The organism is Streptomyces sp. NPDC005811 (assembly GCF_040630405.1).
Classification (GTDB): domain Bacteria; phylum Actinomycetota; class Actinomycetes; order Streptomycetales; family Streptomycetaceae; genus Streptomyces.
In genome coordinates this window covers 133,379-157,164 of record NZ_JBEXXK010000016.1, presented here as the reverse complement: position 1 = coordinate 157,164, position 23,786 = coordinate 133,379, and the positions used below count along the sequence as shown (strand labels likewise).

Sequence of the window (23,786 nt, the reverse complement as noted above, 5' to 3'; positions counted from 1 at the left end):
GGGCCCGGCCGGTTCAGCTCACCCTGAGCTCCAGGATCCGGTCGTCGCCCTTCTTCGGGGTGCCGCGGCCGTCCGTGTTGCTGGTGGTGACCCAGAGCCGGTCGCCGCCCGCCGAGACCACCGTGCGCAGCCGGCCGTGCTCGCCCTGGAGGAAGGACTGCGGGTCGGCCGAGGCCTCGGTGCCCCTGAGGGGGATGCGCCACAGGCGCTGCCCCTTCAGACCGGCCATCCAGATCGAGCCCTCGGCGTAGGCGATACCGCTGGGGGAGGCGTCGTCGGTGTGCCACTCGGCTATCGGGTTCACGTACGCGCTGTCGTCCGACTCGCCCTCGACCACCGGCCAGCCGTAGTCGCCGCCCGGCTTGATCGCGTTCAGCTCGTCCCAGGTGTCCTGGCCGAACTCCGAGGCGAACAGCCGCTGTGCGGAGTCCCAGGCCAGTCCCTGCACATTCCGGTGGCCGTACGAGTACACCGCGGAGTCGGGGAAGGGGTTGCCCGGCGCCGGATCGCCCTCGGGGGTCAGCCGCAGGATCTTGCCGCCCAGGGACTTCCTGTCCTGGGACAGCCCGCGGTCGCCGGTCTCGCCCGTGCCGGCGTACAGCATCCCGTCGGGGCCGAAGGCGATCCGGCCGCCGTTGTGGATCATGCCCTTGGGGATGCCCTTGAAGACCGTGTCCGGCGCGCCCAGCTGATCACCTGCGGGCCGCTTCGGGTCGTAGATCATCCGGACGATCCGGTTGTCCGAGACGGAGGTCAGATACGCGTAGACCATGTGGTCCGAGGCGTAGTCGGGGGAGAGGGCGAGGCCGAGCAGTCCGCCCTCGCCGGCCGCGGAGACCCCCGGGACCTCGCCGACCTCGGTCTTCCTGCCGCTCGACTCGTCCACGTGGGTGATCGTGCCCTCGTCGCGCGAGGCCACCAGGAGTCCGCCCTCGGGGAGCGGGGCCAGGCCCCACGGCGAGTTCAGGCCCTCGGCGACCGTGCGCACCACCACGACCGTGCCCTTCGCGGGCGGGGTCGCCTCGGCGCTCGGGGAGGACGAGCCCCGGACCGCCGTACCGCTCGCGGACGCGCTCGGCCCGGTCCCGGACGACCCCCCGTCGCCCGAGGAGCAGCCGGCCGCGAACAGCAGCGCCCCCGCGGCCAGCCCGGCCGTCACCACTCGACCTCGCACGATCGCGCTCCCTTCGACACGGCGGTCCCGCGGCAGCCTCCACCTGTCCCTACGCGGAACCCGCCCCACAGGTTCCCGATCCCCGCCGGTCCCACCCGAAAGCGGCACCGGAGACCGCGCGGCGCTCACTCCCACGATCCCTGGGCGGCGGGCAGCTCCGCCACCTCGGCCAGGTCCCGGGGCGTCAGCCGCAGTCCGGCCGCACCGGCGTTCTCCTCCACCCACCGCTCCTGCTTGGCCCCCGGCACCGGGACCACGTGCCGCCCCTGCGCCAGCACCCAGGCCAGCGCCACCTGGGCCGCCGTCACCCCCTCGCCGTGCCGCGCGGCCACCCGGCGCAGACCGGCGATCACGGACTGGTTCGCGGCCATCATCTCGGCGGTGAAACGGGGGTGCCGGGCCCGCATGTCGTCCGGTTCGAAGCCCTCGCCCGGGGTCAGCGTGCCGGTGAGGAAACCATTCCCCAGAGGCATCGCCGCCAGAAAGCCCACCCCGCGCTCCGCGCACCACGGCAGCAGCGCGTCCAGGGCCTCCGGCGACCACACCGACAGCTCCGCCTCCACCGCGCTCACCGGGAACACCTGCTGCAACCGCCGCAGTTGCCCGATCGTCGCGTCGTGCAGCCGCCCGCCGGAGCGCCGGCCGCCCCGCGCCCCCACCGCGCACAGCCCCAACGCCCTTACCTTGCCCGCCCGGACGAGCTCCGCCATCGCGCCCCAGGTCTCCTCGACCGGGACCTCGGGGTCGGCGCGGTGCAACTGGTACAGGTCGATGACCTCCGTCTGGAGCCGCCGCAGCGACGCGTCGCAGGCCCGTCTCACGTACGCGGGGCGGCCGTTGGCCACGATGTGCTGCTCGCCCACGAGCAGACCGACCTTCGTCGACACGAACGCGTCGCCGCGCCGCTCCTTCAACACCCGCCCCAGCAACAGCTCGTTGGTGAACGGGCCGTACATGTCGGCCGTGTCCAGCAGGGTCGAGCCCAGGTCCAGTGCCCGGTGCACCGCCCTCACCGATTCCTCGCCCCGCCGCCGTGACCCGCTGTATCCCCAGCTCATCGGCATGCACCCAAGTCCGACGGCCCCCACCGAGAGCGCCCCCACACCGATCGTCCTGCGCTCCACCTGCCCGCGACCCTCCCTCTTACGACCCCCCAACCTAACCTCTGTACGCGCGCGTACCTGAATTAGCCTCCTCGCATGAGCATCGACCCGCCCCGTGACGTATGGCTGCCCATCCCCCCGGAGGAGATCGAGGGTCTCCCCGAGGGGTTCGACTACCTCTTCTGGGACGGGGGAGAGGACGGCGATCAGCCGTACCCCGGGGACCCCGCCGACTGCGTCGTGTACGTCGTGCCGTACATGAAGGCGCAGCGGGTGCGGGTGGCGCCGCTGGCCGAGATGCGGCGGGTGCGGGTCGTGCAGACGCTCACCGCCGGGGTGGACGACATCACCGCACGGCTGGCGGACCTGCCGTCCGGTGTACGGCTCTGCAACGCGCGCGGGGTGCACGAGGCCAGCACCGCCGAACTGGCGCTCGCCCTGACGCTCGCCGCGCTGCGGGGGATCCCGCAGTTCGTGCGGGCCCAGGACCGCGGGCACTGGGAGGGCGGCTTCCATCCGGCGCTCGCCGACAAGAACGTGCTGGTCGTCGGGTACGGGGCCATCGGCGCGGCCATCGAGGACCGGCTCGTGCCGTTCGAGGTGGCGCGTGTGGCGCGCGTCGCGCGCTCCCCGCGCACGACGGCGCGCGGTCTTGTGCACCCCTTCACCGAACTGCCCGCCCTGCTGCCCGACGCGGACGTGGTCATCCTCTCCACCCCGCTCACCGAGACCACCCGCGGCCTGGTCGACACCGAGTTCCTGGCCCGTATGAAGGACGGCGCGCTGCTGGTCAACGTGGCCCGCGGCCCGGTCGTCGACACCAAGGCGCTGCTCGCCGAAGTGGAGACCGGACGCCTCATCGCCGCCCTGGACGTCACCGACCCCGAACCCCTGCCCCCCGCCCACCCGTTGTGGCGCGCGCCCGGTGTGCTGATCAGCCCCCACGTCGGCGGCCCCACCTCCGCCTTCCTGCCCCGCGCCAAGCGGCTGCTCGTGGACCAGTTGGGACGGTTCGTGAACCAGGAGCCTTTGCGCCACGTGATCCTGACGACGGGTGCGGCAGCCGTGTAGTCCGGTTCCGGCACCCTCCGCAGTCCCCCGGGCGCGGTCCGTACGCATATGCCGATGATCGTCACGGAGCGTAGAGAACCTATGTCCCTGAGTGACGGGACTGGTGTATCGTCCCGACAGGGGCTGCGCCGCGACCTTTCGGCGCCTGGGACGGACATTTCAGACTTGTGAGGGGGGCGACGGGCGATGCACGGCCTATGGACGAACGATCCGACGCGGCGAAGCCGCCGGCGGCGGCCCTGGCGCACGGCCGCGAGCGGACACGGTCACGACACCCACCCCGGCCATCACCACCACCGGCACGGCGGCCGCAGGAAGCAGGCGCACCGGGACCCGAGGGACCCGGCGCCGCGGACGTGGGGGATCCGGTGAGTACCCCGACGACCTCCACGACCCTCCTCGACGGAGTCGACCCGGTCCCGCGCGACCGGTCCCCGGCGAAGAGGCCGTCGGCCGGGCGCCCGTCCTTGGGCGCCGGCCCGAACCTGGTGCACCAACTGGTGCTGGCCCTCGTCTGCGCGGGATACGCCGTCGGTTCCGCGCTCGGCTGGGGCTCCGACGAACTCGCCCTGATCATGGGCGACTTCGGACTGACCGCCGCGGCGGGCACCGCCGCCGTCTCCTGCTTCCTCTACGCGCGCACCCGCCGCGTCCGCTTTCGACCCGCCTGGCTGCTCTTCGCCCTCTCCTCGGCGATGGCCGCCCTCGGCAATCTCGTCTGGGGCTGGTACGAGGTCGTCCTCGGGCGTCCCGTGCCCAGCCCCAGCTACGCCGACCTGTTCTTCCTGTGCTTCGCGCCGCCCGCGATCGTGGGGCTGCTGGTGCTGGCCGCCCGGCCCGTCACCAAGGCCGGCTGGGTCTGCCTGGTGCTCGACGCCTGGCTGATCGCCGGCTCCCTGCTCACGCTCTCCTGGAGCCTCGCCCTCGCGCAGGCCGCGAAGTTCGACGGACCGAGCGTGGCGCACGCGGCGCTGTCGCTGGCGTACCCGCTGCTCGACATCGCCCTGGTGAGCATGGTCCTCGTCCTGCACTTCAGAAGGGCCTACGTGAACCGCACGGCGGTGAACACGGCTGTCGGCGCGCTCGCGCTGACCGTGATGTGCGACGCCCTGTTCACCTCGCCGCTCATGCACAACAACTACCACTCGGGCCAGCTCCTCGACGCGGGCTGGTTCGCGGGCTCCCTGCTCCTGGCGTACGCCCCCTGGGCCGCCTCCCGGCAGCAGGGCGCCGCCGACGAGGGACACACGCGCGTGGTCCACGAGCACGTACCGGGACACCGCCCCGGCGGGCACCCGCACGCGGCCCCGCACCCCTCCGCCCCCACTCCGCCGCAGGCGTCCCCGCAGGCGTCCCCGCAGGCGCCCGCGCAGGCGTCCCCGCAGGGCGGCGACCACGGCCGCTACCCGGCCACCCGGCCCATCACGGGCTCCCTCGCCGCCCTCACCCCGTACCTGGCCGCCGCCGTCTGCACCCTGGGGATCCTCTACAACGTCCTCAACGGCCGCAGCGTCGACCGCGTGGTGCTGCTGACCGGCGGCGCGGTCGTGCTCGCCCTCGTGGTGCGCCAGGGGATCATGCTGCTGGACAACATCACCCTCACCCAGGAACTGGCGCAGAAGGAGAACCACTTCCGCTCCCTGGTGCAGGGCTCCAGCGACGTCATCATGATCGCCGCCCCCAGCGGCATCCTGCGGTACGTCTCCCCGGCCGCCGCCGGGGTCTACGGACGGCCCGCCGAGGCCCTGGTGGGCACCGAGCTGGCCGACCTCATCCACCCCGAGGACCTGGGCTGCGTGGTGCACGAGGTGCGCCGCTTCCTCGCCGCCAGCCCCCAGGACGAGCCCACCACCCGGATCGAGTGCCGCTTCCGCTCGGGCGAGGCCGCGAGCGGGGGAGGCTGGCTCAACGTCGAGTCCACGGTCAACCGCCACCACGGCGGCCTGATCTTCAACAGCCGGGACGTCACCGAACGGGTGCGCCTCCAGGCCCAGCTCCAACACAACGCCGAGCACGACCCGCTCACCGACCTGCCCAACCGCGCCCTGTTCACCCGGCGCGTCCAGCAGGCCCTGTCCGGCCGCCGCAGCTCCGACCGGGGCACCGCCCTGCGCAACACCGCCGTCCTCTTCATCGACCTCGACGGCTTCAAGGCGGTCAACGACACCATCGGGCACCAGGCCGGGGACGCGCTGCTCGTCCAGGCCGCCCGCCGGCTCCAGGACGCCGTCCGCAAGGGCGACACCGCGTCCCGGCTGGGCGGCGACGAGTTCGCCGCGCTGATCGTCGGCGACACCACCCGCGACCGGGCCGCCCGGGAGCGGCACATCCTGGAGCTCGCCGACCGCCTCAGGGTCACCCTCTCCCAGCCCTATCCGATCGATGGCAACGACGTCAGGGTCGCCGCCTCCATCGGGGTCGCCTTCGCCGAACCGGGCCTCGGCGCGGGCGAGCTCCTGCGCAACGCCGACCTCGCCATGTACCGCGCCAAGGCGGGCGGCAAGGGCCGGGTCGAGCTGTACAAGCCACAGATGCAGCAGGACGTCGTACGCCGGGCGGAACTCGCCACGCGACTGCGGGCCGCACTGCACGACGGGGAGTTCGCCCTGCTGCACCAGCCCGTGGTCCGGCTGGACGACGGCCGGATCGCGTCGGTCGCCGCCCAGGCGCGCTGGCGCTCCTCCCAGGGCGTGCTGTTCACCCCCGCCGAGTTCCTGCGGGTGGCGGAGGACGGCGACCGGACCGCCGAACTGGGCCGCTGGATCCTGGAGGAGGCCGTCGAACAGGCCGCCGACCGGATCGCGAGCGGACTCACGGTCCCGGTGGCGGTCCGGACGAGCGCCCGCCGGCTGCTGGACCGGTCGATGCCGCTGGGCTCCGTGGAGGCCCTGCTCACCCGGCACGGACTGCCCTCCGGCTCCCTGCTGATCGAACTGGCGGACCTGGACCCCAAGGTGTCCCTGGACGAGCTGGAGCGCCGCCTGGGCGCGCTGCGCCGCCTCGGTGTCCGGATCGCCCTCGACGGCTTCGGCGGCGGCTACGGCGCCCTCACCGCGCTGCGCAGGGTCCCCGTCGACGTGCTCAAGCTCGACCGCTCGCTGGTCGAGGGGGTCGTCGAGTCCGCGCGGCTGCACAAGATCACCAGCGGGCTGCTGCGGATCGCCTGCGACCTGGGGCTCCAGTCCGTGGCCGAGGGCGTGGACCTGCCCGAGCAGGTCGTGGCCCTGCGGGCGATGGGCTGCACCCATGGCCAGGGCATGGCGTTCTCCGGGCCGCTCGACGAGTACCGGCTGCGCCGGGCGCTCGCCACCGGCCGCTACTCGGTGCCGCACGGTCCCGTGGAACCCGCGTTCGCGGGCGGCGCCCCAGGGGTGTACACCAGTGGGGTAACCGCCGTCCTGGGGAGCGGAAGTGGACTGCGCTCACATACTGAGACTCCTGTCCCACCCACTTGACAGTCGGTGCGCGCCAGGGGGAGGGTCAATGCCATGCGCACCCGAATTCTCGTACTTGGAAAGCGCGTCGGCTGAAGCTGGTGACGCCCGGGAGACCCCGGACTCCCAGCGACCCACACCCGGCGCGCTCCCCTCGCTTGCCTTACGGCACGAGGGGTTTTTTGTTGCACAAAACGCAGTGAACCCGCAGTAGAACCCGCAGTGAAACCCTCAGCATCGAGAAGAGAATGCCGATGACCGAGCAGGCCACCGGGGCTCATCCCCAGCCCCGGCCCCGATCCGGAGGACACTCCGCCACCGTCGAGCACGTCACGGGCGCGCAGTCCCTCATCCGCTCCCTCGAGGAGGTCGGCGCCGAGACGGTATTCGGCATTCCGGGCGGCACGATCCTGCCCGCCTACGACCCGATGATGGACTCCACCCGGGTCCGCCACGTCCTGGTCCGCCACGAGCAGGGCGCCGGCCACGCGGCCACCGGTTACGCGCAGGCCACCGGCAAGGTCGGCGTCTGCATGGCGACCTCCGGTCCGGGCGCGACGAACCTGGTCACGCCGATCGCCGACGCGAACATGGACTCGGTGCCGCTCGTGGCGATCACCGGGCAGGTCGTGTCCAAGGCGATCGGCACGGACGCCTTCCAGGAGGCGGACATCGTCGGCATCACGATGCCGATCACCAAGCACAGCTTCCTGGTCACCAAGGCCGAGGACATCCCGCGGGTGATCGCGCAGGCGTTCCACATCGCCTCCACCGGCCGCCCCGGACCGGTCCTGGTCGACATCCCCAAGGACATCCTCCAGGCGAAGACCACCTTCTCCTGGCCGCCCGTCATGGACCTGCCCGGCTACCGCCCGGTGACCAAGCCGCACGCCAAGCAGATCCGCGAGGCCGCCAAGCTGATCACCGCCGCCAAGCGGCCGATCCTCTACGTCGGCGGCGGCGTCCTCAAGGCCGGCGCCACCGCCGAGCTGAAGGTCCTGGCCGAGCTGACCGGCGCACCCGTCACCACCACCCTGATGGCGCTGGGCGCGTTCCCCGACAGCCACCCGCAGCACCTGGGCATGCCCGGCATGCACGGCTCGGTCGCCGCGGTCACCGGTCTGCAGAAGGCCGACCTGATCGTCGCCCTCGGCGCCCGCTTCGACGACCGCGTCACCGGCAAGCTCGACAGCTTCGCGCCGCACGCCAAGATCGTCCACGCGGACATCGACCCGGCCGAGATCGGCAAGAACCGCACCGCCGACGTCCCGATCGTGGGCGACGCCCGCGAGGTCATCGCCGATCTGATCCAGGCCGTGCAGAAGGAGCACTCCGAGGGGCACCAGGGCGACTACACCGCCTGGTGGAAGGACCTCGACCGCTGGCGCGAGACCTACCCGCTCGGCTACGACCAGCCCAGCGACGGCTCGCTCTCCCCGCAGCAGGTCATCGAGCGCATCGGCCGGCTCGCCCCCGAGGGCACGATCTTCGCCGCGGGCGTCGGCCAGCACCAGATGTGGGCCGCCCACTTCATCCAGTACGACAAGCCCGCCACCTGGCTGAACTCCGGCGGCGCCGGGACGATGGGCTACGCGGTCCCGGCCGCGATGGGCGCCAAGGCCGGAGCACCGGACAAGACCGTCTGGGCGATCGACGGCGACGGCTGCTTCCAGATGACCAACCAGGAACTCACCACCTGCGCCCTGAACAACATCCCGATCAAGGTCGCCATCATCAACAACGGCGCCCTCGGCATGGTCCGCCAGTGGCAGACCCTGTTCTACAACCAGCGCTACTCCAACACGGTCCTGCACTCCGGCCCGGACGACGTCAACCCGAACGCCCGCGGCACCCGCGTCCCCGACTTCGTGAAGCTGTCGGAGGCGATGGGCTGCCACGCGATCCGCTGCGAGTCGCCGGACGAGCTGGACAAGGTCATCGAGGAGGCGAACTCGATCAACGACCGCCCGGTCGTCATCGACTTCATCGTCCACGAGGACGCGATGGTCTGGCCGATGGTCGCCGCCGGCACCTCCAACGACGAGATCATGGCCGCCCGGGACGTCCGCCCCGACTTCGGCGACAACGAAGACGACTGAGCAGCGAAGACGCAGAGAGAGACGCAACGAACATGTCCAAGCACACGCTCTCCGTCCTGGTGGAGAACAAGCCGGGCATCCTGGCCCGGATCGCCGCCCTGTTCTCCCGCCGAGGCTTCAACATCGACTCCCTCGCCGTCGGGGTCACCGAGCACGCCGACATCTCCCGCATCACCATCGTGGTGAGCGTCGAGGCGCTGCCGCTGGAGCAGGTCACCAAGCAGCTCAACAAGCTCGTCGAGGTGCTGAAGATCGTCGAGCTGGAGCCGGCCCAGGCCGTCCACCGCGAACTCGTCCTGGTGAAGGTGCGCGCCGACAACGAGACGCGCTCCCAGATCGTCGAGATCGTCCAGCTGTTCCGCGCCAAGACCGTGGACGTCTCCCCGGAGGCCGTGACCATCGAGGCCACCGGCAGCAGCGACAAGCTGTCCGCGATGCTCAAGATGCTGGAGCCGTACGGCGTCAAGGAACTGGTCCAGTCCGGCACGATCGCGATCGGCCGCGGGGCCCGTTCGATCACGGACCGCTCGCTGCGCGCGCTCGACCGATCCGCGTAAGGCTGGATACGGGCGGTCGGGTGACCCCGGCCGCCCGTATACCGAGACCCCGAGACTTCCCTTCCGCCCGCCGTCATACGGTGGGACGCAACACCTGCACTCAAGGAGAGAACCCAAAGTGGCCGAGCTGTTCTACGACGCCGACGCCGACCTGTCCATCATCCAGGGCCGCAAGGTCGCGGTCATCGGGTACGGCAGCCAGGGCCACGCCCACGCGCTGTCGCTCCGTGACTCGGGTGTCGACGTCCGCGTCGGTCTGCACGAGGGCTCCAAGTCCAAGGCCAAGGCCGAGGAGCAGGGCCTGCGCGTGGTGACCCCCGCCGAGGCCGCGGCCGAGGCCGACGTCATCATGATCCTCATCCCGGACCCGATCCAGGCCCAGGTCTACGAGGAGTCCATCGCCCCGAACCTGAACGACGGCGACGCCCTGTTCTTCGCGCACGGCTTCAACGTCCGCTTCGGCTTCATCAAGGCCCCGGCCGGCGTCGACGTCGCCCTGGTCGCCCCGAAGGGCCCGGGCCACCTGGTCCGCCGCCAGTACGAGGAGGGCCGCGGCGTCCCCGCGATCGCCGCCGTCGAGCAGGACGCGACCGGCAACGCCTTCGAGCTGGCCCTGTCCTACGCCAAGGCGATCGGCGGCACCCGCGCGGGTGTCATCAAGACCACCTTCACCGAGGAGACCGAGACCGACCTGTTCGGTGAGCAGGCCGTCCTCTGCGGTGGCACCGCGGCCCTGGTCAAGGCGGGCTTCGAGACCCTGGTCGAGGCCGGCTACCAGCCGGAGATCGCCTACTTCGAGTGCCTGCACGAGCTGAAGCTGATCGTGGACCTCATGTACGAGGGCGGCCTGGAGAAGATGCGCTGGAGCGTCTCCGAGACCGCCGAGTGGGGCGACTACATCACCGGCCCGCGCATCATCACCGACGCCACCAAGGCCGAGATGAAGCAGGTCCTCGCGGAGATCCAGGACGGCACCTTCGCCCAGAACTGGATGGACGAGTACCACGGCGGTCTGAAGAAGTACAACGAGTACAAGACGGCCGACTCCGAGCACCTGCTGGAGACGACCGGCAAGCAGCTCCGCAAGCTGATGAGCTGGGTGAACGAGGAGGCGTAAGCCTCACGCGAGAGGGCCGGGGCACACCGCTCCGGCCCTTTTGGCCATCCCGTCCGGCCCGGACGGGTGATCCTTCCGCGGAGGCGTGAGGCGACCTCCGTGGCAGCACTACACTGCTGCCTATATACGCGTTCAGGCCCACAGCGTCGTGCGTCTTCCACGCGGCTAGCCCCTCCTCCGCCTGCGGCCGTCGGGACGGCCGTCCGCATGCTTTGGACTTGTGAGGACTCACGTGAGCTCGAAACCCGTCGTACTCATCGCTGAAGAGCTGTCGCCCGCGACCGTGGACGCACTTGGCCCGGACTTCGAGATCCGGCACTGCAACGGAGCGGACCGAGCCGAACTGCTCCCCGCCATCGCCGGCGTCGACGCGATCCTGATCCGCTCGGCCACCAAGGTCGACGCCGAGGCGATCGCCGCCGCCGGCAAGCTGAAGGTCGTCGCCCGCGCCGGCGTCGGCCTCGACAACGTCGACGTCTCCGCCGCCACCAAGGCCGGCGTGATGGTCGTCAACGCCCCCACCTCCAACATCGTGACCGCCGCCGAACTGGCCTGCGGTCTCCTCCTCGCCACCGCCCGCCACATCCCGCAGGCCAACGCCGCGCTGAAGAACGGCGAGTGGAAGCGGAGCAAGTACACCGGTGTGGAGCTGGCCGAGAAGACCCTCGGTGTGGTCGGCCTCGGCCGGATCGGCGCGCTCGTCGCCCAGCGGATGTCCGCCTTCGGCATGAAGGTCGTCGCGTACGACCCCTACATCCAGCCCGCCCGCGCCGCCCAGATGGGCGTCAAGGTGCTGTCGCTGGACGAGCTGCTGGAGGTCTCCGACTTCATCACCGTCCACCTGCCGAAGACCCCCGAGACGGTCGGTCTGATCGGCGACGAGGCGCTGCGCAAGGTCAAGCCGACCGTGCGGATCGTCAACGCCGCGCGCGGTGGGATCGTCGACGAGCAGGCCCTGTACTCCGCCCTCAAGGAGGGCCGGGTCGCCGGTGCCGGCCTCGACGTGTACGCGAAGGAGCCCTGCACGGACTCCCCGCTGTTCGAGTTCGACCAGGTCGTCTCCACCCCGCACCTCGGCGCCTCCACCGACGAGGCCCAGGAGAAGGCCGGTATCGCCGTCGCCCGCTCGGTGCGCCTCGCCCTCGCCGGTGAGCTGGTGCCGGACGCGGTGAACGTCCAGGGCGGGGTCATCGCCGAGGACGTCAAGCCGGGTCTGCCGCTCGCCGAGCGTCTCGGCCGGATCTTCACGGCGCTCGCCGGCGAGGTCGCGGCCCGCCTGGACGTCGAGGTCTACGGCGAGATCACCCAGCACGATGTGAAGGTGCTGGAGCTGTCCGCCCTCAAGGGTGTCTTCGAGGACGTCGTCGACGAGACGGTCTCCTACGTCAACGCCCCGCTGTTCGCCCAGGAGCGCGGTGTCGAGGTGCGCCTCACCACCAGCTCCGAGTCGGCCGACCACCGCAACGTGGTGACGGTGCGCGGCACGCTCTCGGACGGCGAGGAGGTGTCGGTCTCCGGCACGCTGGCCGGCCCCAAGCACCTCCAGAAGATCGTCGCGGTCGGCGAGTACGACGTCGACCTGGCCCTCGCCGACCACATGGTCGTCCTCAAGTACGAGGACCGTCCCGGTGTCGTCGGCACCGTCGGCCGGATCTTCGGTGAGGCGGGCATCAACATCGCCGGTATGCAGGTCGCCCGTGCGGCGGCGGGCGGCGAGGCGCTGGCCGTCCTGACCGTCGACGACACGGTCCCGGCCGCCGTCCTGACCGAGGTCGCCACGGAGATCGGCGCGACGTCGGCCCGTGCGGTCAACCTGGCCTGAGGTTGCCCACCGGTCTGGGGGCTGCCGCCCCCAGGCCCCCGCTTCGGCCCTGAACGGGCCTCGTCCTCGAACGCCGGACGGGCTGAAGATGCCCGTCCGGCGTTTGTCTGCGCTCGTTACGTCACTTCACGTGGATCCTGCGCAGGCTCACTGCCGCCGCCACCGCCGCCCCCGCCAGCAGCACCGCCCCGGCGATCGCAGCGCCCTGCATCCCGCTGGTGAACGCCTCCCGTGCCGCCGCGGCCAGTCCGGGGACCCGGTCGGCGAGCGCCAGCGCCCCGCCCAGGGTCTCCCGGGCCGGGGCGGGCGCCGAGGACGGGATCTCGTGGCGGTAGATCGCCGTGCCGATGGAGCCGAGGACCGCCATGCCGAGGGCGCCGCCGAACTCGGCGCCCGTCTCCAGCAGGGAGGACGCGGAGCCGGCCCGCTCGGCCGGGGCCGCCCCCATCGCCAGGTCCGTCATCTGGGAGATGACCATGACGATCCCGGAGGCGAGGACCCCGCAGGCGGTCAGCACGAGCCACATCGAGTCCGTGCCGGCGAGGGCGAGCAGGGCGTAGCCGGCCGCGGCGATCGCGAAGCCCGCGGTCACGACGTGGGCACGGTCGACGCCCTTCTGGACCAGGGCGGTCGCCAGCGGGGCGGCCATCCCGATCGGCACCGACGGCAGCAGCGCCCACAGGGCCGCCTCCAGTGCGCTCTTGCCGAGGACCGACTGGAGGTACTGCGTGGTGAAGAAGGCCGAGCCCATCATCCCGAACGAGGAGACGAGGTTCAGGAGGACCGCGGGGCCGAAACCGGGGCCGCGGAACAGGGCGGGGGAGATCATCGGGTCGGCGGTGGTGCGCTGACGGTGGACGAAGAGGGCGGCGAAGAGCAGGCCGACGGTGATCGAGACGACGTACGGCGCGTGCCAGCCCTCGGAGGGGATCTCCTTCAGGCCGTAGACGACGGGGAGCACGGCGGCCATCGACAGCGGGACGCTCGGCCAGTCGAAGCGGCCGGGGCGCGGGTCCTTCGACTCGGGCAGCAGGACCGGGCCGAGGAGCAGCAGCAGGCCCATCGCGGGCAGGTTGACCAGGAAGACCGAGCCCCACCAGAAGTACTCGACGAGGATCCCGCTCATCACCGAGCCGAGCGCGACACCGGCCGTCATGACCCCCGACCACAGGCCGATCGCCTTCGCGCGCTGCGCCGGATCGGTGAACATCGTGCGGATCAGGGCCATCGTCGACGGCATCAGGGTCGCTCCGCCGACGCCGAGGAGCGCACGGGCGGCGATCAGGGTCTCGGCGCTGTCCGCGTAGGCCGCGAGCAGGGAGGCCGCGCCGAAGGCGGTGGCTCCCGCGAGCAGCAGCCTGCGGCGGCCTATGCGGTCGCCGAGCGAGCCCATCGTCATGAGCAGGCCGGCCAGGACGAACGCGTAGATGTCGAAGATCCACAGCTGCTGGGTGCCGGTCGGCTCCAGGTCCGCGTTGATCGCCGGGATCGCGAAGTAGAGGACCGAGACGTCCATCGAGACCAGCAGCAGCGGAAGCATCAGCACGCCGAGCGCGGTCCATTCACGGCGGCCGGCCCGCCGGCCGGCCGGGTTCACGGTGGTGCACGTCGAGTTCGTCATGCCGAGGAATGTACGCGCGTCTTAAACGCTTGTCTAGAACGATCGTATAAATCGCTCGTGTAAATCATCCGTCTAGGACGTCTGTATGGATCGGCGGTACGCTGGCGCCCATGGGACACCGTGAGGATCTGCTCGAAGGCGCCATGCGCTGTCTGCTGGCGAAGGGCTTCGCGCGCACCACCGCGCGCGACATCGTGAAGGAGTCGGGGACCAACCTCGCCTCCATCGGCTACCACTACGGCTCCAAGGGCGCGCTGCTCGCGCAGGCCTACATCGCCCTGGTGGACCAGATGTCCTTCGACGGCGGCGGGACGATCACCGGGGCGCCCGGCTCGCTGGAGCGGTTCCGCGAGGTGTGGTCGCACATCGTCGACAGCATGCGCGAGTCCGGCCCGATGTGGCGGCTCGGCGTGGAGATCACGGCGATGGGCGACCAACTGCCCGAGGTCCGCGACCAGTTGTCCCGCGCCCAGCGCGAGGGCGGCCGGGGCCTGGTCTCGCTGATGACGGGCGTGCCGGAGGAGGAGGTGTCCGACGAGACCGCGGACACCCTCGGCCGCTTCTACATGACCCTGATGTCGGGCCTGATCTCGCAGTGGACCTTCGACCCGAAGACCGCGCCCGACGGCGATGTGCTCACCGAGGGGCTCCGGCAGATCGTCGAGGGCGCCACACGGAGGTGACCCGCCCCTCCCGCAGCTCCACCACCCGGTCCGCGAAGTGCCGTACGACGTCCCGGTCGTGGCAGATGAAGAGGTAGCCGAGCCCCAGCTCGTCCCGGAGGTCGGCCAGCAGGTTCAGCACGCCCGCCCGGACCGACGGGTCGAGCGCCGACACCGGCTCGTCCAGCACCAGCAGGCGCGGTTCGCCCGCCAACGCCCTGGCGATGCCGACGCGTTGGCACTGGCCACCGGAGAGTTCGTGCGGCCGGCGGTCGCCGTACGACGGGTCCAGGCCGACCCGTTCGAGGAGTGCCGCCACCTGTGCGGGCGTCGGCCGCAGGCCCCGCAGGCGCAGCGGTTCCGCCACCGCGTCCCGGATCCGGTGCCGGGGGCTGAGGGAGCCGTACGGGTCCTGGAACACCGGCTGGACGCGCGGCCGCAGCGGACGCAGTTCGCGCTCGGTCAGGGTCGTCAACTCGCGTCCCTCGAAACGGACTTCACCCCCGTCCGGGCGCCGCAGTCGCAGCACCGCGAGCGCGGTCGAGGACTTGCCGCAGCCCGAGGGGCCGTCCAGCGCGAGGATCTCGCCCGGTGCGAGGGTGAAGGAGACACGGTCGACGGCGGTGAACGCGCCGTAGCGGACGACGAGGTCGCGGACCTCCAGCAGCGGCTCGCTCATCCCGGCTCCCCGGCCGGGGCGGGATGGTGGCAGGCGACCAGGCGGCCGTTCCCCTCGTGTTCGGGCGGCTCCTCGCGAGGGCACACCCGGGAGGCCAGGGGGCAGCGCGGTGCGAACGCGCAGCCCGGCGGCAGCGCACCCGGCAGGGGAGGCGCCCCGGGCAGCGCGAACAGCCGGCGGGGACCGTCCGGCCGGGGCAGGGAGGCCAGCAGGCCCGCCGTGTACGGCGACCGGGGCCGCGCCAGCACCTCCCGCGCCGGGCCCGCCTCCACCACACGGCCCGCGTACATCACCAGCATCCGGTCCGCGTGCCGCCGTACCGCGTCCAGGTCGTGGGTGACCAGCACGAGTGCGGTGCCCCGCGACTCCCGCTGCGCGGCGAGGAGGGCGAGCACCCGCTCGCGGCGGTCGGCGTCCAGGGCGGTGGTCGGTTCGTCGGCGACCAGGATGTCGGGCTCGTTGACGGTGGCCATCGCGATCACCGCCCGCTGCCGCATCCCGCCGGACAGCTCGTGCGGGTAGCGGCGGGCCGTGCCGGGGATGCCGACCCGGTCCAGGGCGGCCCCCGCGAGATCCAGCGCCTCTCGCCGGCCCACGCGCCGCACCGACCGTACGGCGGCGGCGAGTTGGTCCCCCACCCGGTGGACGGGGGACAGCGCGGAGAGCGCGTCCTGCGGGACCAGCGCGATCCGGCGGCCCCGCGCGCCGGAGAGGTCCGGGCGGACCGTGCCGGACACCGCCGCCTCCCTCGGCAGCATGCCGGGCAGCGCCCGCGCGGTCAGGCTCTTGCCCGCGCCCGACTCGCCCACCAGCGCGCAGACCTCGCCCGCCCGCACCTCGAAGGACACCCCGCGCACGACCTCCACCCCGGCGAATCCGATCCGCAGATCCCGCACCGACAGCACCACTTCAGGCTCCAACTCCGCTCACGCTCCTCGTAGTCGTCCGGCCCCGCGCGTACGACGCACCCGACACCGCCAGTCCGGCCAGCAGGGCGAGGGCGACCGCCGGGGCCAGGGCCGCCCACGGGGCGCGTTCCACATAGGCCCGGGACTCGTCCAGGAGCAGCCCCCACTCCGGTGCCGGGGGCCGGGCGCCGAGGCCGAGGAAGCCCAGCGAGGCCAGCGCGAGCGCGATGCCGGGCAGCCGGAGCAGCGCGTGCCGGGCCACCGGGGCCGCCACCGAGGGCAGCACGTGCCGGGTCAGGATCCACCACGGGGGCGCGCCGAGGGCCCGTTGCGCGGTCAGGTACGCCGACGCCCGCACCTCCTGCACCAGCGCCGCCGCGTGGGCGGCCAGCGGGGGCCAGGAGACCAGGGCCACCGCGAGGGCGGCGCCGCCGGTGCCGGGGCCGGCCGCCGCCGCGACCAGGATGCCGACGATCACCGGGGGCAGCGCGTTGGCGATGTCCGCCGCGCCCGCCGCGACCGCGGGCAGGAAACCCAGCGCCAGCGACACGGCCAGGCTGAGCAGACACACGGCCGCCGCCGTGCCGACGGTGGTCGCGGCCCCGTGCCCGAGGCGGGCCAGCACGTCCCGGCCGAGACCGTCGGTGCCGAGGGGGTGCGCCCAGGACGGCGGCGCCAGCCGGGCGGCGGTGCGCACGGTGTACGGGTCGCGCGCCAGCCCCCAGCCGACCGCCGTCAGCAGCACGGCCGCGAGGAGGACGGGGACCGCCGGACGGACCCGCACCGGCCGGGGCGCGGGGAGCGCGAGGGACGCGTCCCGCAGCGCCGGGCCCAGCAGCCGGCGCCGGACCAGCGCCGCCGCCGCGCCCGTGACCAGGCCGACCAGCAGCAGGGCCAGCACCGCGCCCTGGAGCAGCGGCAGGTCCTGGGACTTGGCCGCGCCCAGGGCCGTACGCCCGATGCCGGGCACGGCGAACACCGTCTCCACGGCGACCGCGCCCCCGGTGAGCCCCACGGCCACCATCCCGAACTGCGGTACCAGCGGCGGGAGGACGCGGCGCAGCGCGGCGGCACGGATCCGCGCCCGGCTCACCCCCGCGCCCCGCCACAGCTCCACCCACCGCTCGTCCAGCACGGCGGGCAGCGCGTCCGCGACCAGCCGGCCGAGCAGCCCGCCGGCCGGGACGCCCAGCGCGACGGCGGGCAGGACCAGATGCTCCGGCCCGGCCCACCCGGACGTCGGCAGCCATCCCAGCCACACCCCGCACACCAGCAGCCCCGCTGTGGCCAGCAGGAATTCCGGTACGGCGGCCAGCATCGCGGAGCCCGCCCCGGCCGAGGCCCGCCCCCGTACCAGCACGGGCGCGACGAGGACGACGGTCAGCAGCAGTGCGACGGCGAGGGCCGCGCCCATCAGCGCGAGCGACACCCTGAGCCCGGCGAGCACGGAGGGCAGTACCTCGGTGCCCGACACCCAGGAGGTGCCGAGGTCGCCGCGCCCGAGGCCGGCGGCCCGGCGTCCAAGGAGGGCGAGGGGGCCCGCGTCCAGGCCGAGGTCGCGGCGGACGGCTTCCAGGGCCTCCCGGGTCGGCTCCTGCTCGGCGGAGCGGGCGCGCAGCACGGTCAGCGCGGGGTCGCGGCCGGAGAGCCAGGGCAGCAGGCCCACGGCGGCGAGGACCGCGAGGAGACCGGCCGCACGGGTCGCGGCGGCCCTCACTCGACGTGCGTGGCGGCCGTGACCAGTTCCCGCTCGCGCGGGTCGTGCGCGGCGCCGACGACCCCGGGCGCGTCGCCCTGGATCACCCGCTCGTGCAGCAGCGGTACGGCGGCGTCGGCGGCGAGGACGGCGGCCTCGGCGGCGATCACGGCCCGGCGGCGGGCGTCGCCGGTGGGCGTCGCGCCCGCCGTGCGCAGGGCCGCGTCCACGGAACGGTCGCTGAACTGCGCGAGGTTGAAGGAGCCGTCCGAGGCGAAGTCGCTGTAGAGATAGGCGGCCGGGTCGCCGGAGTCCAGCACGGTGGCCCGGGAGAGCAGGAACGCGTCGAAGGCGCCGGACAGCGCGTCCGCCTCGATGGCGGCGTACTCGCGTATCTCCAGCCGGACCGTGAACCCGGCCTTCTGGAGCTGCTGTTGGAGGGTGGCGGCCACCTCGGGGAGTTCGGCGCGGTCGGTGAAGGTGCCGAGGGTGATCGTGCGGCCGGCCGGATCGCCGGCCTTCGCGCGGGTCACGGGCGCGCGCAGCCCGGCCGCCCACGGCAGCGCGGGCCCGAGCAGCCCCTCGGCGAGGTCCGCGCGCCCCTCGTACACACCCTTCACGATCGCCGCTGCGTCCACGGCCTCCCGGGCCGCGGCGCGCAGTCCGGCGTCCGCGAAGGCGCCCTCGGCGGTGTTCAGGTAGAGGGTGTTGGTGCGGGGCATCGGCACCTCGGTGACGAGGTCCGCGTCCAGCAGGGCGGCCTGCGAGACGGGGACCGCCTCGACGATGTCGGCCTCGCCGCTGCGCAGTGCCGCCGCGCGGGCGGTGCCGTCCGGCACGAACCTGACGTCGATCCCGGGGGCCTCGGCCCGGCCGCCCCAGTAGGCGTCGTAGCGGTCGAGGGTGGCGGAGGAGGTGCCGTTCACCTCGGTCAGTTCGAAGGGGCCGGTGCCGGCGCCGACCGGGTCCACGGTCTTCCCGTCGTACGCCCGTGCCGCGAGGATCGACAGCTGCGGCGAGCTGAGCCGCTGCGGGACCAGCGGGTCCTCGGTGGCGGTGGTGACAGTGACCCTGCGGGCGCCCTCGGCCTTCGCCGTGAGGTCGACGCCGTCCAGGATGCGGGGCTTGGGGGCGGCGGTCGCGGCCCGGGTGAGCGAGCGGACCACGGCGTCGGCGTCCAGCGCGGTCCCGTCGTGGAAGGTGACGCCGTCGCGCAGCGCGAAGGTCCAGGTACGGCCGTTCTGCCGCCAGGAGGTGGCGAGCGCGGGCTCGGCGTCACCCTCGGCGTCCAGTGTCACGAGGGTCTCGGCGGTGGACCAGCGCGAGAGCTTGAAGGCGTCGTCGGACAGCGGCGACAGCCCGGAACGCGGTGGCTGCATCATCGCGACCCGTACGCGGCCGCCGTCGGCGCCCGCCGAAGCGGTGCCGTCGCCGGTGAAACAGCCGGTGAGCAGGGTGGAGGCGGCCGTGAGAGCGGTGAGGGGGAGCAGACGGCGGGCGGGCAGGCGCACGGGGCCCTCCGGGTAAAGGGGTGGTCAAGGGCGAGTGCGCCGACCCTAGCATGATGATAATCGTTTTCAATAGATGGGCCGGTGTTGGAGCGAGGGGCTGGGGCGGCAGTCCGGATACGGGCAGCGCCAGGACCGGCCGAGGACGTCCGCGCGGGAGACCTCCCGGTCCGCGAACACCCGCATGTCCCGCGGGACCCGCCACGGATGGCGCCGTGATGTCCGGCATGCCCGCCCGATGCCGGGCGGTGCCCCTCAGAGCAGCCGGGCAGCCTTCAGTGTCATGTGCAGCAGCAGCCGGTCCTCCCCGTCGGCCAGGTCCAGACCGGTCAGCTGTTCCACGCGGGACAGCCGGTAGTACAGGGTCTGGCGGTGGATACCGAGCCGGGCCGCCGTGCGGCCCGCCTGGCCCGCGCAGTCGAGGAAGACCTCGGCGGTGCGGGCGAGTTCCCGGTGGGCGGGGGCGAGCAGGGGGCGTACGGCGGGATCGTGGGCGGTGTCCCCGGGCAGCGAGGTCAGCAGCCGGTACGGCCCGATCTCCGCCCACCGGGCCACCGGCCCGAGCCGCGCCTCACCCAGCGCGGCCCGAGCGGCCCCCAGAGCCTCCCCCCAGGCCCCGCCGAGCTCCCCGAGCCCCACCCGCCCCACCGCGACCCCGGCCACGACCCTGCCCCCGAAGCCGCCGCCGGTCCCGCCCACGGAGCCCCCGCTGCCCCCATCGGTCCCGCCGCCCGGGCCGCCGAGGCGGCCGCCCGCTCCGCCCCCCGGGTCCCCCGCCCGTTCCAGCAGGCGGGTCGCCACCGACAGGGCCGGGGTCAGGACCTCCGGGGTGCGCAGGCGTACGAGCACCGCCAGGGCATGGGCCGTCGGGCCCCAGGGGGTCGTGCAGAGGGCCGTGGCGCCCGGGAGGGTGCGCAGGGACGGGGCGTCGTCGGGAGTGGCGGCCGGCCAGGGGGCCACGCAGATCAGGGTGTGCGGGACGTCCGCGCGGGGGCCGAGCGCGGTGCGGAGTTCCGCCAGCGCCGCCTCGCGCGGCCAGCCCGGTTCCGCCGTCAGGACGGCCCGCAGCTCACGGGTGAGGTCGGCACCGTGCTGTGCCTCGTCCGCGAGGAGCGCGCCGATCCGCACGGTCACCTCCATCGCCGCCGCCAGCTGTCCCTGCGAGGGCCCGGGATCGTCGGCGAGGAGCCAGACGTAACCGAGGGCGACCCCCCGGTGCCGTACGGGCAGACAGATCCGGCCCCGGTGCACGCCCGCCTCCGGCGTCGGCGGGATCCGGACCGGGCCGGTGGCGCGGGTGATGCCGAAGCCCTCGAACCAGGTGCGCACGGCCGCCGTCGACCGCCGGGTCAGGATCGAGCGGGCCCGCACCGGGTCCAGCGCGGACGCGTCCAGCTCGTCCTCGCTGTCGTACGCGCCGAACGCGATCAGCTCGAAGTCCCGGTTCTCCAGGGTCGCGGGGACGCCCAGCAGCTCCGAGATCTCATCGACCAGGTCCTGGTAGTCACCTTGGTATTCGGCGGTCACCTGGGCATTCTCCCGCAATCCCGCAGGCTTTCATCCATCTGTCTGAGATCCGCGGCACGGATGCGTGACAGCTGTCGATGGCCCACGATCGAAGAGATCCCTAACTTTCACGGTGGTTCTCCGTGCCGTTCCCGGATCGTCGGGTATCGGCCTCGTATGGGTTGGTATGTGGAGGTGCCCCGTGCTGGGTCCCGTGATTCTCGCCGCGTCGCGCAGCGACCGGATGCGACGCCTGATCTCGGCCGCCCCGGTGACCGGGCAGGTCGTCGACCGCTTCATCCCGGGGGAGACCGTCGACGACATCGTGCCGGTCGTCGAGGAGCTCACCGCCCGGGGTCTGGAGCTGACGATGGACGTCGTCGGCGAGGACATCACCACCCCGGGGCAGGCCGCCGCCGCCCGTGACGCCTACCTCGCCCTGATCGACCGCCTTCGCGCGCTCGACCTCGGCGAACGCGTCGAGATGTCGGTCAAGCTGTCGATGTTCGGCCAGTCCCTCCCCGGCGGTCACGAGCTGGCGCTCGCCAACGTCCGCCCGGTCGTCGAGGCCGCCGCCGCCATCGGCACCACCGTCACCCTCGACGCCGAGGACCACACCACCCTCGACTCGATGTTCGCGATCCACGACGAGCTGCGGAAGGACTTCCCGCAGACCGGCTGTGTGATCCAGGCCTACCTGTTCCGCACCGAGGCCGACGCCCGCCGCCTCGCCGCGAACGGCAGCCGGGTGCGGCTGGTCAAGGGCGCCTACAAGGAGCCCGCCGAGGTCGCGTACCAGCAGAAGCACGAGATCGACAAGGCGTACGTCCGGATCCTGCGGACGCTGATGGACGGGGCGGGCTACCCGATGGTCGGGTCCCACGACCCGCGGCTGATCTCCATCGCGCAGGAACTGGCCCGCAAGGCCGGCCGCAAGCCCGACGAGTACGAGTTCCAGATGCTGTACGGCATCCGCGGCGACGAGCACCTGCGGCTCGCCGCCGAGGGCCACCGCATGCGCGTCTACACCGCCTACGGCACCGACTGGTACGGCTACTTCATGCGCCGCCTCGCGGAGAAGCCGGCCAACCTGCGCTTCTTCGCCCGCTCCCTGCTCACCAAGGGCTGAGCCCGCACCCCGAGCCCCTACACCCGCTCACGTACAAGGAGTTACGGATCCCATGGACGCTGTGACCCAGGTCCCCGCCCCCGTCAACGAGCCGGTGCGCGGCTACGCCCCCGGCTCGCCCGAGCGGGCCCGGCTGGAGGCCAAGCTCAAGGAACTGGCCGACAACCCCCTCGACCTCACCTGCACCATCGGCGGCGAGCGGCGGATGGGCGGCGGTGACGCGTTCGACGTGGTCCAGCCGCACAACCACCGGGCCGTGATCGGCACCTACCGCAACGCCACGCGGGCGGACGCGCAGGACGCCGTCGACGCGGCCCTCGCCGCCGCGCCCGCCTGGCGCGCGATGTCCTTCGACGACCGCGCCGCGATCATCCTGCGCGCCGCCGAACTGCTCGCCGGCCCCTGGCGCGAGACCATCGCCGCCTCCACCATGCTCGGGCAGTCCAAGACCGTGCAGCAGGCCGAGATCGACACCCCCTGCGAGCTGGTCGACTTCTGGCGCTTCAACGTCCACTACGCCCGTCGGATCCTGGCCGAGCAGCCCCCGGCCAACTCCCCGGGCGTGTGGAACCGTCTCGACCACCGCCCGCTGGAGGGCTTCGTCTACGCGATCACGCCGTTCAACTTCAGCGCGATCGCGGGCAACCTGCCGACCGCCCCCGCCCTCATGGGCAATGTCGTCGTCTGGAAGCCGTCGCCGACCCAGACCCACGCCGCCGTGCTGCTCATGCGGCTGCTGGAGGAGGCCGGTCTGCCCAAGGGCGTCATCAACCTCGTCACCGGCGACGGCATCGCCGTCTCCGAGGTCGCCCTCGCCCACCGCGACCTGGCCGGCATCCACTTCACCGGCTCGACGAAGACCTTCCAGTACCTGTGGAAGACGGTCGGCGCGAACATCGAGAGGTACCGCTCCTACCCGCGCCTGGTCGGCGAGACCGGCGGCAAGGACTTCGTCGTCGCCCACCCGAGCGCCGACCGCGCGGTCCTCAAGACCGCCCTCACCCGGGGCGCCTTCGAGTACCAGGGCCAGAAGTGCTCCGCGACCTCCCGCGCCTACCTCCCGGCGTCGATCTGGAACTCCGGCTTCAAGGAGGAGTTCGCCGCCGAGGTCGACCAGCTCACCATGGGTGACGTCACCGACCTGTCGCACTTCCTCGGGGCCGTCATCGACGAGCGCGCCTTCGCCAAGAACAAGGCCGCCATCGACCGCGCCCAGGCCGACCCGACCTGCACGATCGTCGCGGGCGGCAGCTACGACGACTCGGTCGGGTACTTCGTCCGCCCGACCGTCGTCGAGTGCACCGACCCCGCGAACGAGGTGTTCACCACCGAGTACTTCGGCCCGTTCCTCGCAGTCCACGTCTACGAGGACGACGCGTACGACGAGATGCTCACCCAGATGGAGTCGGTGTCCGACTACGCCCTGACCGGCTCGGTGATCTCCGGCGACCGCGCGGCGACCGCGTACACCATGGAGAAGCTCCGCTACGCGGCCGGCAACTTCTACATCAACGACAAGTCGACCGGCGCCGTCGTCGGCCAGCAGCCCTTCGGCGGCGGCCGCGCCTCCGGCACGGACGACAAGGCCGGCGCCCCGCAGAACCTCACCCGCTGGACGCTGACCCGCGCCATCAAGGAGACCCTGGTCGCCCCGACCGACTACACCTACCCGCACATGGGCTGATCCCGCACCATGCGGG

The 23,786-nt window shown here is 72.7% G+C and carries 17 protein-coding genes; 9 read left to right on the top strand and 8 right to left on the bottom strand.

Translation table 11 applies throughout. The features are described from left to right. Positions 1 to 13: 13 nt before the first annotated feature. Both ABZ490_RS19310 and ABZ490_RS19305 read right to left on the bottom strand, forming a co-directional pair. Complete coding sequence (locus tag ABZ490_RS19310) at positions 14 to 1,174, bottom strand: PQQ-dependent sugar dehydrogenase (protein WP_358991294.1); 1,161 nt, start codon at positions 1,172 to 1,174, stop codon at positions 14 to 16. A gap of 125 nt (positions 1,175 to 1,299) precedes the next feature. Then, positions 1,300 to 2,298 (bottom strand): aldo/keto reductase, encoded by a 999-nt coding sequence (locus tag ABZ490_RS19305; RefSeq protein ID WP_358991291.1) that lies wholly within the window; start codon positions 2,296 to 2,298, stop codon positions 1,300 to 1,302. A gap of 75 nt (positions 2,299 to 2,373) precedes the next feature. On the opposite strand from ABZ490_RS19305, the gene ABZ490_RS19300 reads away from it, so the two are divergent. The 6 genes from ABZ490_RS19300 to serA all read left to right on the top strand — a co-directional run bounded on the left by ABZ490_RS19300 (position 2,374) and on the right by serA (position 12,377). Beyond that, complete coding sequence (locus ABZ490_RS19300) at positions 2,374 to 3,348, top strand: 2-hydroxyacid dehydrogenase (protein WP_358991288.1); 975 nt, start codon at positions 2,374 to 2,376, stop codon at positions 3,346 to 3,348. Positions 3,349 to 3,716: 368 nt separating this feature from the next. After that, entirely contained in the window at positions 3,717 to 6,803 is a 3,087-nt protein-coding gene (locus ABZ490_RS19295; RefSeq protein ID WP_358991285.1) for an EAL domain-containing protein, read from the top strand. 233 nt (positions 6,804 to 7,036) lie between these two features. Continuing rightward, positions 7,037 to 8,881: an acetolactate synthase large subunit gene (locus ABZ490_RS19290; RefSeq protein WP_358991282.1), complete on the top strand. Its 1,845-nt coding sequence runs from the start codon at positions 7,037 to 7,039 to the stop codon at positions 8,879 to 8,881. A 32-nt stretch (positions 8,882 to 8,913) separates the two neighbouring features. Next, a complete protein-coding gene (gene ilvN, locus ABZ490_RS19285) occupies positions 8,914 to 9,438 on the top strand; it encodes an acetolactate synthase small subunit (RefSeq protein ID WP_358991279.1) in 525 nt (174 codons plus the stop codon). A 118-nt stretch (positions 9,439 to 9,556) separates the two neighbouring features. Next, positions 9,557 to 10,555 carry a ketol-acid reductoisomerase gene (gene ilvC, locus ABZ490_RS19280; protein ID WP_358991276.1) on the top strand — a complete coding sequence of 333 codons (999 nt, stop codon included), beginning with the start codon at positions 9,557 to 9,559 and terminating at the stop codon, positions 10,553 to 10,555. Positions 10,556 to 10,787: 232 nt separating this feature from the next. Then, positions 10,788 to 12,377: a phosphoglycerate dehydrogenase gene (serA, locus tag ABZ490_RS19275; RefSeq protein ID WP_358991273.1), complete on the top strand. Its 1,590-nt coding sequence runs from the start codon at positions 10,788 to 10,790 to the stop codon at positions 12,375 to 12,377. A 121-nt stretch (positions 12,378 to 12,498) separates the two neighbouring features. Here the strand turns inward: serA and ABZ490_RS19270 are convergent, their stop codons facing one another. Continuing rightward, complete coding sequence (locus ABZ490_RS19270; protein WP_358991270.1) at positions 12,499 to 13,998, bottom strand: MFS transporter; 1,500 nt, start codon at positions 13,996 to 13,998, stop codon at positions 12,499 to 12,501. Positions 13,999 to 14,108: 110 nt separating this feature from the next. Here ABZ490_RS19270 and ABZ490_RS19265 point away from each other — a divergent pair, with 110 nt between their 5' ends. Beyond that, positions 14,109 to 14,681, top strand: a complete 573-nt coding sequence (locus ABZ490_RS19265; protein ID WP_358991267.1) for a TetR/AcrR family transcriptional regulator — start codon at positions 14,109 to 14,111, stop codon at positions 14,679 to 14,681. On the opposite strand, the gene ABZ490_RS19260 is transcribed toward ABZ490_RS19265, so the two are convergent. The 5 genes from ABZ490_RS19260 to ABZ490_RS19240 form a co-directional block, all read right to left on the bottom strand. Beyond that, positions 14,635 to 15,339: a dipeptide/oligopeptide/nickel ABC transporter ATP-binding protein gene (locus ABZ490_RS19260; protein WP_358991264.1), complete on the bottom strand. Its 705-nt coding sequence runs from the start codon at positions 15,337 to 15,339 to the stop codon at positions 14,635 to 14,637. The genes ABZ490_RS19265 and ABZ490_RS19260 overlap by 47 nt on opposite strands. Further along, a complete protein-coding gene (locus ABZ490_RS19255; RefSeq protein WP_358991261.1) occupies positions 15,336 to 16,259 on the bottom strand; it encodes an ABC transporter ATP-binding protein in 924 nt (307 codons plus the stop codon). The genes ABZ490_RS19260 and ABZ490_RS19255 overlap by 4 nt, the downstream gene beginning before the upstream one ends. After that, positions 16,249 to 17,964 (bottom strand): ABC transporter permease subunit, encoded by a 1,716-nt coding sequence (locus ABZ490_RS19250; protein WP_358991257.1) that lies wholly within the window; start codon positions 17,962 to 17,964, stop codon positions 16,249 to 16,251. The genes ABZ490_RS19255 and ABZ490_RS19250 overlap by 11 nt, the downstream gene beginning before the upstream one ends. Next, positions 17,961 to 19,454, bottom strand: coding sequence for an ABC transporter substrate-binding protein (locus ABZ490_RS19245; RefSeq protein ID WP_358991254.1), 1,494 nt, complete (start codon positions 19,452 to 19,454; stop codon positions 17,961 to 17,963). The genes ABZ490_RS19250 and ABZ490_RS19245 overlap by 4 nt, the downstream gene beginning before the upstream one ends. A gap of 252 nt (positions 19,455 to 19,706) precedes the next feature. Further along, the gene (locus ABZ490_RS19240; protein ID WP_358991251.1) at positions 19,707 to 20,978 is read right to left on the bottom strand and encodes a helix-turn-helix domain-containing protein; all 1,272 of its coding nucleotides are present in this window, start codon (positions 20,976 to 20,978) and stop codon (positions 19,707 to 19,709) included. Positions 20,979 to 21,159: 181 nt separating this feature from the next. On the opposite strand from ABZ490_RS19240, the gene ABZ490_RS19235 reads away from it, so the two are divergent. Together ABZ490_RS19235 and pruA are read left to right on the top strand one after the other, a co-directional pair. Beyond that, positions 21,160 to 22,086, top strand: coding sequence for a proline dehydrogenase family protein (locus ABZ490_RS19235; RefSeq protein ID WP_358991248.1), 927 nt, complete (start codon positions 21,160 to 21,162; stop codon positions 22,084 to 22,086). A 52-nt stretch (positions 22,087 to 22,138) separates the two neighbouring features. Next, complete coding sequence (gene pruA, locus ABZ490_RS19230; protein WP_358991245.1) at positions 22,139 to 23,770, top strand: L-glutamate gamma-semialdehyde dehydrogenase; 1,632 nt, start codon at positions 22,139 to 22,141, stop codon at positions 23,768 to 23,770. Positions 23,771 to 23,786 lie beyond the last annotated feature (16 nt).